This is a genomic window from Ruminococcus sp. CAG:379, from assembly GCF_000434255.1.
Classification (GTDB): Bacteria; Bacillota; Clostridia; order Oscillospirales; family Ruminococcaceae; genus Ruminococcus_F; species Ruminococcus_F champanellensis.
In genome coordinates this window covers 12,304-22,350 of sequence record NZ_FR894929.1, presented here as the reverse complement: position 1 = coordinate 22,350, position 10,047 = coordinate 12,304, and the positions used below count along the sequence as shown (strand labels likewise).

The window sequence follows — 10,047 nt, the reverse complement described above, 5'->3', positions numbered from 1 at the left end:
GGCAGGATTTCCTGCCGGGCTGCTGTGTTTGTACGCAAATCTATGGGGTGCTAATCCCACTCCAGGATGGCTGTGTTGGAGCCATCGTCCTGCTGCAAGTATACGCCTGTGTCGTTCACGGTCAGAGTGCGGTTCGGATCCAGCAGCTTGTTGGGATCAAGGGGCGCTGCGCCCTCCGGAAGACCGGACAGAAACTGATCCGTTTTCATATCATAGACCCGTCCCTTGGTAAACAAGAACCTGCCGATGGCGTAATTGACAGAATAGGCATAATTGGCAGAATCGTTCAGATCCACATCCAGAGCGTGCCACACCCCGGCGTTCAGATCATACCAGTACCCTGTTTTCTGCTCATAATCATCAATACAGGTGACGTACAGCTTGTTCTGATACACCCCGTCCACCTCCAGAGGGTAGATGGGATTATTATACTGCAAGAACCCGAATGCCCCTTCATAGGGGGGCGGCAGAGCGGTTTTTTTGCCGGTTTCCAGATCAAGCAGATAATAAAAGTGCAGCCGGTCGTAAGCATCCGTGGTTTTATACTGCCGGATCAGAATGCTGCCGTTGCCGCATACGGTGATAAAATCGCTGGGCAATCCGCCTCCATCGTCCGGCACCTGGTCATGCCAGGAGCTGAACTGGGGCAGGGTGCAGGATTGAATCAGCGTGCCGGATGTGTCATAGAGATCTATGGCATGTACCGCATCTCCATATTTTTCAACATGCACTTTGGAATACAGATAAAACCTGCCGTTGCAGGCATACATGGAATAAAACCAGTATAATGAGTCTTTTGGACGGCTTGCAGTCCATCTGTTCAAAATGCTTCCCCGATTGTCCGGATCTACCGAAAAGAAAATGTACTCATATGTGGTTTCCGAAACCGCTCTTTTCGTGAATCCATATGTCGTACCCCGGAAGGTGGTAGAGCCAAGTCCGGTGCAGAATGTCTCCCCGCCCCAGGTCTCAATTTCCGCCGCCAGAGCCTCCTGCCAGTTTGCAGACGGATCCGGATTTGTCTGTGCCTGCTCCGTGTGGGAATTGCCCTGGGGTTCGCATGTTGAAACAGGCGGATTTGTGGTCACGCAGAATTGGGGCTGGGTACCGGGAACGGACGTTGTGGTAACAGATGCTGTATACGCCGTCCCAACAGGCTCCGTGCTGACAGGCGCATCCGTTGCGGAGATATCAGATGTACCGGAGTTCTGCTGCACCTCCGCATGGGTCTGCTCCGACTCATTCTGCCCACAGCCTCCGATGGAACACAGCAGGGCAAGGGCTGCCGCACCGGATAAGAGCTTTCTTGTGTTCATATCTCAGCCTCCTTCATACGCCTATTATAGCACGTGATGTTGAAAAAAGCAATATATGCCACAAAAAGCGGCTTCTGAACAGAAGCCGCTTAAGGGAATCATGCTGCCCGCAGTGCCTGCCGCAGCAGTACAAGGTCTGCACCGGTGAGTATACTGTCCCCGGTGAGATCTGCCGCCTTCCAGTCCGCCAGGGTCGTATCCGGTACTCTGGTGAGCCACCGCTGTACCAGCACCAGATCTGCCACGGACAGGCTGCCGTCCCGGTTCACGTCTCCCCGGATGGGTTTAGCCTCTGTATGCAGCAGCCACCGCTGACAGCTGCTGGAGGTGTTTTCCCACTGCTGTACATTGGCGCCATTCTCCTTGGAAGCATACCCGGTCTCCACCAGGCATGCTTCTGCGGAAGCGTGAGTCAGAATGCTGTAGGAGCTGTTCAGATTCTTCACGAACCGGAACAACTGGGAATCATTTCCCGCAGTAAAGGGCGCAATGCTCAGATTGCCGCCGTTTTCGCCGCTTTCTGCCCGGAGCGCAAAGCTGTCATCCCGGGCGGAGCGGATGTAGTACAGATTCCCGGAGCCGTAGGCTGTCAGTACCCACTTCTGGCAATCCAGCCCGTTGGAGGGATACTGCTGTACGTTTGCCCCATCCTGCATGGAGGCGTTGGCGATTTCCATCATCTGTCCGGAGTTCTCATTTTCAAAGCCGTAGATCAGGCTGACATCCATCTTGCAGCCCGGATCCGCTGCCTCCTCCAGAATCCAGTCCTGGCAGGCAGCGCCGTTGATCTGCCACTGCTGCACATTGGCGCCGGATCCGGTATCCCCGTTGGCAACCTCCACTGCGGAGGCATCCCCGCTGATCCGGGTGCGGAGCTTATAGCTGCCGTTTCCATTGGCGGTGAACATAAACTGCTGATTGGTGCCGCCGTTGTATTGATAGATATCCAGGTTGGTACCGTTGTCAGCCTTCTTTCCGGCCACATCCAGTACAAAGGATGCTCCGTCCCCAAGGGCGGATACAATGTAATAATAGCCGTCTCCGGCACTGTACAGCTTCCATACGTCATGCACGAAGGTGCCGTCCGTGCCCCATTGCTGTACATTGGCACCGTTTTCTGCCTTGCCCCCTGCTACCTGCATATACAGGCCGGAGTTTACGTTCTTGATCCGGTATGCAGCTCCCTCCGGGAAGGATGCCGCCGTAGGGGCGCTGGGAGATTCCGTATACCTGGCACTGGGAATGCCCTTGGTGCCGTACCGGAGGTACATCATATTGTTTTTGGAGGTCTGACAGCCGGTATAGCTTTCGCAGTAGGTCTTTGCCTGGTCGGCAGACAGGGTTACATAGCTGTAGTTCTTGTTGGGTCGCCAGGTGCAGTTCTGTGCCTGCCCCTCAATGGTGGTGCGCTTGCAGTTGACGAATTTGGAGCCGGATTCTGCATAGGAGCCGGGATACGTCACCGAGTTCCAGTCACAGATCACGTTGCCCTTGATGGAGCCTCCGTCATAGTAGCAGTTTTCCGCATAGATCTTGCAGGCGGTGTGTACGGTGTACGCCATGCTGAAGGTGTTTACATAGTTGTTCATGGAGTGGAAGTAGCCGTACCGCATCAGTCCGGGCCCCCGGGTAATGGTGTTGGTGAACCGGTTGCCCAGCAGGGACATGCGGGGAAAATTGTTGTAGGTTTTGTAGGAGTTTTCATCGTCCGCCGGATACCCCAAGATCAGTCCGTATTCATGGAGTCCGAAACTGCTGTCGGATACGGAGCAATAGTCCGCATCATAGCAGCAGGCAAGGAATTTGTCCCAGTCCTCCAGACCGGTGGAGGCGGTGTTCACGGCTGCATGGCCTGTAAAGGTGCAGTGATCCACCCAGAGATTCTGACCGGAGCCGAAATACACCACGATGGAATCGTTGCCGTTGGATTCTGCATCGTGCTGCAAATCAAAATTCTTGATGATAATGTTATTGCCTACGCCATTTTTCGTGGCGGTGCAGAACTGCACGTTATACAGGGTATGGGCGTTGTAGCTGCCGATGATGGTTTTGTTGCTGTGTACATAGATTCTGCCGTCCGGGCAGTAGTACCTGCCAGAGGAGTCCTTCTGGAGGGAGGTGACCTTCAGGTCTGCGGTCACTACAATGGTGTAGGGTTCGTCGGCGGTGGCATACTTTTTCAGATCCGCAAAGGTGGACACCTCCACCACTTCTCCGAACAGACCGCCGATGTCTGCCGCCTTTACCTTTCCGGTGTTGTCGTCCTGGCAGTAGCCTGCAAAGCCCTGGAGACCGTCTGCGTTCAGCAGGAACAGCTGATTGTCCGCTCCCGTGTAGGATGCCAGAGACATGCCCGAGGCACCCTGGGTCAGCGCCAGGGAGGTGTCCGAATAATTCACGATCTTGTAATACAGGTCATTTCCCAGCCGATCCTGCTGTACCGGGATCACATACCAGTGCTGGGACTTGGCAGACTCGCTGCCATACAGGATCACGCTGGTGCCGGCGCTGACCTGATACCCGGCGGGGGTCAGCAGCCTGCCGGATGCTGCATTCACCAGCTTGAAGAAGGTGCCCACCGAATCCTTCCCCACCCGGTCGAACCGCCAGGAGGGGGTCAGATCCTTGCCCGGTGCCTTGGGCAGTACGGCAGCGCCGTCCCCCGTACCGCCGGCAGTGAGCACGGAGCTGTTGTCCTTGGCGGCAATATGCATTAGCTGTACCGGATAATCCACGGATGTTGCGGCTGCGGGCAGTGCAGCGTCTCCGAACAGGGGCAGCATCCATGCCGCCAGCAGAGTCAGGGTCAGGAGCAGACTCCGTCCCATGCGCAAAAAGCCTTTCATTGCAATTCCTCCTTTATGGGCACCGCACATGCCCTGTGCCATGCCAAACATGATTTGTTTATACCGCACAAAGCCCGCCTGTCGGCTATGCGTAGCATCTGCTGACGAATTTTCCGTCATATCGCACACACAAAAATTCCTTGCAATACGCCAGTATTCCTGCGTCGTTTCTATGCAATCTGACGAAAAATCTGTTGGCACATCTACCACACAATCTTTGTGCGGTGTTGCCTATAGTTTGCTAACACAATTATAACATGTGGAATTTCACCTGGCAATGCAGGATTGTGCCCAATGGATTACAAAATGGGCTTTTTGAATTGAGAAAATTCTGTGATACGGCTTGCAATTGGCTGATATGTATGCTATAATAACAGTATTCGTATGATAAATCGTACCGACAATAGGCAATCTGTATATACAGGAGGACAAATCAATGGCAGAAGAAGAAAAGAAGACCCCGGAGGGGCAGCAGCCGGAGCAGCCTGAACAGCAGGCGCAGCCTACCCGCCCCGCACCGATCACCAATCCCAAGCTGCTGGAGGCGATTGCCCAGTTCAAGAGCGAAACCAACCGGGTCAATGAGATCAAATTCCTCCAGGAAATGCTCAATGCCCGCTATCTGGTGCCCGTAATCATGGAGACGCCCCCCAACGAGACTATGAAGCCCGGAGAGAGAGTATCCACCCGTGTGGCGTTCCAGATGCTGACCAACGACAAGAACGAGAAGTTCATTCCTGCCTTTACCGACCAGGACGAGCTGGTGAAGAATACCGTGCAGCCCCGGCATCAGGTTGCTGTTCTGACTGTTCGGGATTTTGCCATGGTCTTTTCCCAGAATCCCATCTGCAAGGGCTTTGTCATCAACCCCTTCGGGGACAATATGTGCCTGACCCGGGAGCAGCTGGAGAATCTGTTCCAGCATGCAAGACAGGTGCCCCGGCAGCAGGGTCAGCAGGATGGAAAGGTGCTGGTAGGCGGTGCCCCCAGTCTTTCCAGCCAGGTTGACATGGCAATGAACAACCTGAAGAAGGAAAAGGAAATGGAGGCTTACATCCGTGCTGCCAAGGAGACTGAGGCAAGAAAGGCTGCCGAGGCAGAGGAATCCGAAGATAAGCCCAAGATTCAGCAGACGGTCAATCCGGTTTCTGCGGCTGAAAAGCCCCAGGAGCTGATCGATGCTCTGAGTCGGTATCTGAAGAAGCAGAAGGGTGTGAAGCGTGCATACCTGCAGCTGATGCTGGGAGAGCAGCCCCATTATCTGATCGCTGTGGAATGTGATGACGACCGTGCAGCAGTATTCGCCGCCATCAAGGCAGAGGCTGGCACATACACTGACCTTGCGGTCAAGGTGGTGGATGTGGCTTCCGATTCTGCAAAGGATCTGGTCAGCGGTGAAAAGCCCTTCTACGAAAAGAAGCGGTTCGGTCTGTTCAGCTGATCTTACCATGACAAAAGCAAAGCCCGGAAGGTATCTGCCTTCCGGGTTTTTTGTGTGTTACCGTGCAAAGGGCTTGTTGAAGGAGCCGATCTCGATGAGGTTTCCCTCCGGGTCTGCGATATAACAGGTGCGCTGTCCCCATGGCTCCGTTTCCGGCTCCAGTACCGGCGTAGCACCCAGTGCCACCACCCGGCGGAACTGCTCGTCCACCTCCTGGAAGGTGTCCACATACAGAGCCAGTTCGGAATGCCCGTTCAGTCCCTTGATGTATTCATACCGCCGATGGGTCATGCGCTCAAAATCATCCCTGCCGTACAGCAGGAACAGGGTGCCGTCCTTGATGAGGTATACGTTGCTGGTATCCTCATCCTCCCGGATCTCAAAGCCCAGCACATCCCGGTAAAACCGGATCATCCGTCCCATATCCCGTACAAACAGTCCGAATCCGTCCAGTCGCATAGTGTCTCCTTACGCATACAGCAGCCGGTGGACAGCCTCATAGATCCGCCGTGCCACATAGGGCTTGTTCATGGTGTACAGGTGGATCCCGTCCACCCCCTGGGTAATCAGATCCACGATCTGGTCAATGGCGTAGGCAATGCCTGCGTCCTGCAATGCCTCCGGCTGATGCTCATACCGGTTCATGACCTTCATGAACTTTTCCGGCAGATGCACCCCGCACAGTTGCACCATGCGCTCAATCTGCTTCTTGTTGGTAACCGGCATGATCCCGGCTTCGATGGGCACATGGATCCCCACCAGCTCCGCCTTTTCCCGGAATTCGTAGAAATACCGGTTGTCCAGGAACAGCTGCGTCACCAGCTGGTTGGCACCTGCATCCACCTTGCGCTTCAGGTTCCGCAGATCCGTTACCGTATCCAGGCTTTCCGTATGTCCCTCCGGATAGCAGGCTGCAAGGATGTTGAAATCCCCATGTTCCCGGATAAAGGAGATCAGCTCGTCCGCATGGCGGAATTCACCCCTGGGCTGGGTATCCGGCAGCACATCCCCCCGCAGTGCCAGAATGTTTTCGATGCCCTGCTGCTGCATCTGCTCCAGCATGGTGAGCACCTCCGACCGGGTCAGGTTGATGCCCGGCAGATGGGCAACGCTTTCGATGCCGTACTGATGCTTCACCGCAGAGGCGATCTCCAGGGATTTCTGGTTGTTGGCACCGCCGCCTGCGCCGAAGGTGACGCTGATAAAATCCGGGTGCAGATCCCACAGCCCGTCCAGAGTCCGGTAAATGATGTCCTCCGGAGAGGTGGGCTTGGGCGGAAAGATTTCAAAGGACAGCACCGTATGATCCCGGAACAATTCGCAGGTTTTCATAGATAGACACTCCTTTCTGGCAACGCCCACAAGCTTTGTGCAATGCTGCCCTATGTTCCGCATCCGCAGCGGTGCGGATGCGGTTGTTTATGCTGTGTGATAGCCTGTCACTGTAACTGCCGCTACCTGGGTGCCAAGCTCATCCGTCACTGTGACCTGGTAATAGCAGGTTGTCCTGCCGTCCTTGACTCTGTGGGCTTCGGCAATGAGCCGGCTACCCTTCACGCCTCCCAGATAGGTGATATTGCTGCTGAGGGACACGGTGCCTGGCTTTTCCCAGTTGGATGCCACCGCAAAGGCGAAATCCGCCAGCGTGAAGGTAGCACCGCCCATGACAGCCCCCAGGGCATTCCGGTGCCGCTTCTCCAGTTCCAGTTCGCATTTGGCAAAATGATCCCCGATCTCGGTGATCTGTGCTCCATTGAGGGTGGCGAACCGATCATCCTGGAACAATTCCCGTACCTGAGCCAGCGATTTGTTTTCCATCAGAACACTCCTTCCCACAGTGTGATCCTGCGATTCCGTACCGGATCGCTCCGATGCATGCGCTGTTTATACGTTGAAGCGGAACAGCACGATATCTCCGTCCTGCATCACATAATCCTTGCCTTCCAGCCGTACCAGTCCCTTTTCCTTGGCGGCAGCCATGGTGCCGCACGCCATCAGATCGTCAAAGGAAACCACCTCTGCCCGGATGAAGCCCTTTTCAAAATCCGTGTGGATCTTGCCGGCTGCCTGGGGCGCCTTGGTGCCCTTCTTGATGGTCCATGCCCGTACCTCCGGCTGACCGGCGGTCAGGTAGGAGATCAGCCCCAGCAGGGAATAGCCCTCCTGGATGATCCGTCCCAGACCGGAAACCTCCAGCCCAAGCTCCGACAGGAACATTTTCTTGTCCTCGTCGCTCATATCCGAGATCTCCGCCTCCATCTGTGCGCAGATGGGCAGAACGGCGGAATGCTCCGCTTCGGCAATTTCGCATACCTTCTTATAATGCGGATTTGTATCGATATTATGCACAAAATCCGCTTCGCAAAGATTTGCCGCATAGATTACCGGCTTCGCGGACAGCAGGGGCGTGGACTTGAGCATTTCCAGTTCATCCTCTGTAAAATCAAAGGCACGGGCGGAATGTCCCTCCTCCATAAATGCCTTCAGCCGCTCCAGGAAATCCACCTCTGCCAGGTACTTCTTATCCCCCTTAGAGGCCTTCTTTGCCCGGTCGATGCGCCGCTCCAGCATTTCAATGTCCGAGAAGATCAGCTCCAGGTTGATGGTTTCAATGTCCCTTGCCGGGTTGATTCCTCCGTCCACATGAATGATGTCGATATTTTCAAAGCATCGTACCACATGTACAATGGCATCCACCTCCCGGATATCTGCCAGGAACTTGTTGCCCAGTCCTTCACCCTTGGAGGCTCCCTTTACCAGCCCGGCAATGTCCACGAATTCCAGAGTTGCCGGGGTGAACTTTTCCGGATGATACATTTCCGCCAGCTTATCCAGCCGCTCATCCGGCACAGATACGATGCCTACATTCTTCTCGATGGTGCAAAAGGGGTAATTTGCCGACTCCGCTCCTGCATTGGTCAGGGCGTTGAACAATGTACTTTTTCCCACGTTGGGAAGACCAACCATACCTAATTTCATGGTGTTTCTGCTCCTTTATTTGATTCTCTGCATCAGCTGACGCACCAGCATTTCGTCAGCGATCCACTCACTGAATGCGGTGGCGCTTCCGGCGGCAATGCCCGTGCGGAAGGCTTCGTAATAATCTCCGCACTGCATAAATCCTGCCAGGAAGCCGGCGACCATGGAGTCCCCGGCACCGACGGAATTGACGGTTTCGCCGTAGGGGGCATAGAGCCGGTGGATCTCCCCCTGCTCCGTTACCAGCATGCCGCCCCGCTCCGCCAGGGACAGCAGTACGTTCCGTGCCCCCTGCGCCTGTAATTCCCTGGCGCAGCATACCAGCTCCTCGTCGGACTGGGGCACCCGGCAGCAAAGCTCTGCCAGTTCGGTTTCGTTGGGTTTGATGAGGAAGGGGTGATATTTCAGCACCCGCAGCAGCAATTCTCCCGTGGCATCCACCGCAGTGGAGATTCCTCTGCCGTAGAGTCGTGCCAGGATCCGCTCGTACATATCCGAGGGCAGGGTGTGGGGGATGCTTCCGCCCAGTACCAGCACGTCTCCGATTTTCAGCTTATCCAGCTTTTCGTACAGTGCGTGGATCGCATCCTCTGTAATGTATGGCCCCTGTCCGTTGATCTCGGTTTCCTGCTCGGATTTCAGCTTCACGTTGATCCGGCTCATGCCATCCGGCAGGGTGATAAAGTCCGTCCGGCAGCCCTTTTCCTGTAAAAACCGGGTGATGGATTCCCCGGTGCTGCCTGCAACAAAGCCCAGCGCCATGCTCTCCACGCCCAGATTCCGGAGCATCAGGGACACGTTGATGCCCTTCCCTCCGGGGTACAGCTGCTCCCGCACGGTTCGGTTCACGATACCTTCGGAAAAGCGGGGCACATGCACCACATAATCCAGAGATGGGTTAAATGTAACTGTATAAATCAAAAGTAACACCTCCAAAGCTGCCCGGCGGAGCTGTTCCGCTCGGACGCATGCATGTGTTTGGTACATGCAGGTGAGCCGTTCTGATCCAACGGCATTTCATGGCAGCGCTGCACAAGCTCTGTGGAGTGCTGCCTTAGATGATTATACCACAGGGTATTCTCCTGTGCAAGGATGCAGGTCATCCCTGTTTCGCATTGGACAGCATCAGCTTGATCCGGTTTTCCTGGTTGACCCGGGTTGCCCCCGGATCGTAGTCAATGGCAACGATATTGGCGTCCGGATGCTTCTGCTTGATGGCACGGGACATGCCCTTTGCTACAATGTGATTGGGCAGACAGCCGAAGGGCTGGGCGCAGATGATGTTTTTCGTGCCGGATTTCGCCAGCATCGCCATCTCCGCCGGGATCAGCCAGCCCTCGCCCATGGATACCCCCTGGCTGATGTACTCGTCCGCCGCCCGGCGCACCTCCTCAAAGTCGTGGGGAGGATCAAATACCCCGTGCTGCTTCACGATCCGGATCTGCTGCTTGAGGCGGCTGTAGAT

8 protein-coding genes and 1 pseudogene are annotated in these 10,047 nt (G+C 55.3%); 1 reads left to right on the top strand and 8 read right to left on the bottom strand.

Annotation, left to right across the window (positions count from 1 at the left end):
- Nucleotides 1-50 precede the first annotated feature (50 nt).
- Nucleotides 51-1,316 carry a hypothetical protein gene (locus QVO51_RS10670; RefSeq protein WP_022358386.1) on the bottom strand — a complete coding sequence of 422 codons (1,266 nt, stop codon included), beginning with the start codon at nucleotides 1,314-1,316 and terminating at the stop codon, nucleotides 51-53.
- Nucleotides 1,317-1,414: 98 nt separating this feature from the next.
- Nucleotides 1,415-4,162, bottom strand: a complete 2,748-nt coding sequence (locus QVO51_RS10665; protein WP_022358385.1) for an RICIN domain-containing protein — start codon at nucleotides 4,160-4,162, stop codon at nucleotides 1,415-1,417.
- A 436-nt stretch (nucleotides 4,163-4,598) separates the two neighbouring features.
- Between QVO51_RS10665 and QVO51_RS10660 the strand changes: the two genes are divergently transcribed.
- Entirely contained in the window at nucleotides 4,599-5,603 is a 1,005-nt protein-coding gene (locus QVO51_RS10660; protein ID WP_022358384.1) for an enhanced serine sensitivity protein SseB C-terminal domain-containing protein, read from the top strand.
- A gap of 57 nt (nucleotides 5,604-5,660) precedes the next feature.
- Here the strand turns inward: QVO51_RS10660 and QVO51_RS10655 are convergent, their stop codons facing one another.
- The 6 genes and pseudogenes from QVO51_RS10655 to QVO51_RS10630 form a co-directional block, all read right to left on the bottom strand.
- Nucleotides 5,661-6,062 carry a VOC family protein gene (locus tag QVO51_RS10655; RefSeq protein ID WP_022358383.1) on the bottom strand — a complete coding sequence of 134 codons (402 nt, stop codon included), beginning with the start codon at nucleotides 6,060-6,062 and terminating at the stop codon, nucleotides 5,661-5,663.
- A 9-nt stretch (nucleotides 6,063-6,071) separates the two neighbouring features.
- On the bottom strand, nucleotides 6,072-6,935 hold the full coding sequence (gene metF, locus QVO51_RS10650) for a methylenetetrahydrofolate reductase [NAD(P)H] (RefSeq protein ID WP_022358382.1): 864 nt from the start codon (nucleotides 6,933-6,935) through the stop codon (nucleotides 6,072-6,074).
- Nucleotides 6,936-7,022: 87 nt separating this feature from the next.
- Nucleotides 7,023-7,421 (bottom strand): PaaI family thioesterase, encoded by a 399-nt coding sequence (locus QVO51_RS10645; RefSeq protein ID WP_022358381.1) that lies wholly within the window; start codon nucleotides 7,419-7,421, stop codon nucleotides 7,023-7,025.
- Between the two features lie 66 nt (nucleotides 7,422-7,487).
- A complete protein-coding gene (ychF, locus tag QVO51_RS10640; protein ID WP_022358380.1) occupies nucleotides 7,488-8,582 on the bottom strand; it encodes a redox-regulated ATPase YchF in 1,095 nt (364 codons plus the stop codon).
- Between the two features lie 15 nt (nucleotides 8,583-8,597).
- On the bottom strand, nucleotides 8,598-9,512 hold the full coding sequence (gene pfkB, locus QVO51_RS10635; protein WP_441295924.1) for a 1-phosphofructokinase: 915 nt from the start codon (nucleotides 9,510-9,512) through the stop codon (nucleotides 8,598-8,600).
- Nucleotides 9,513-9,681: 169 nt separating this feature from the next.
- Nucleotides 9,682-10,047: pseudogene (locus QVO51_RS10630) on the bottom strand (2-hydroxyglutaryl-CoA dehydratase); the annotation flags it as partial.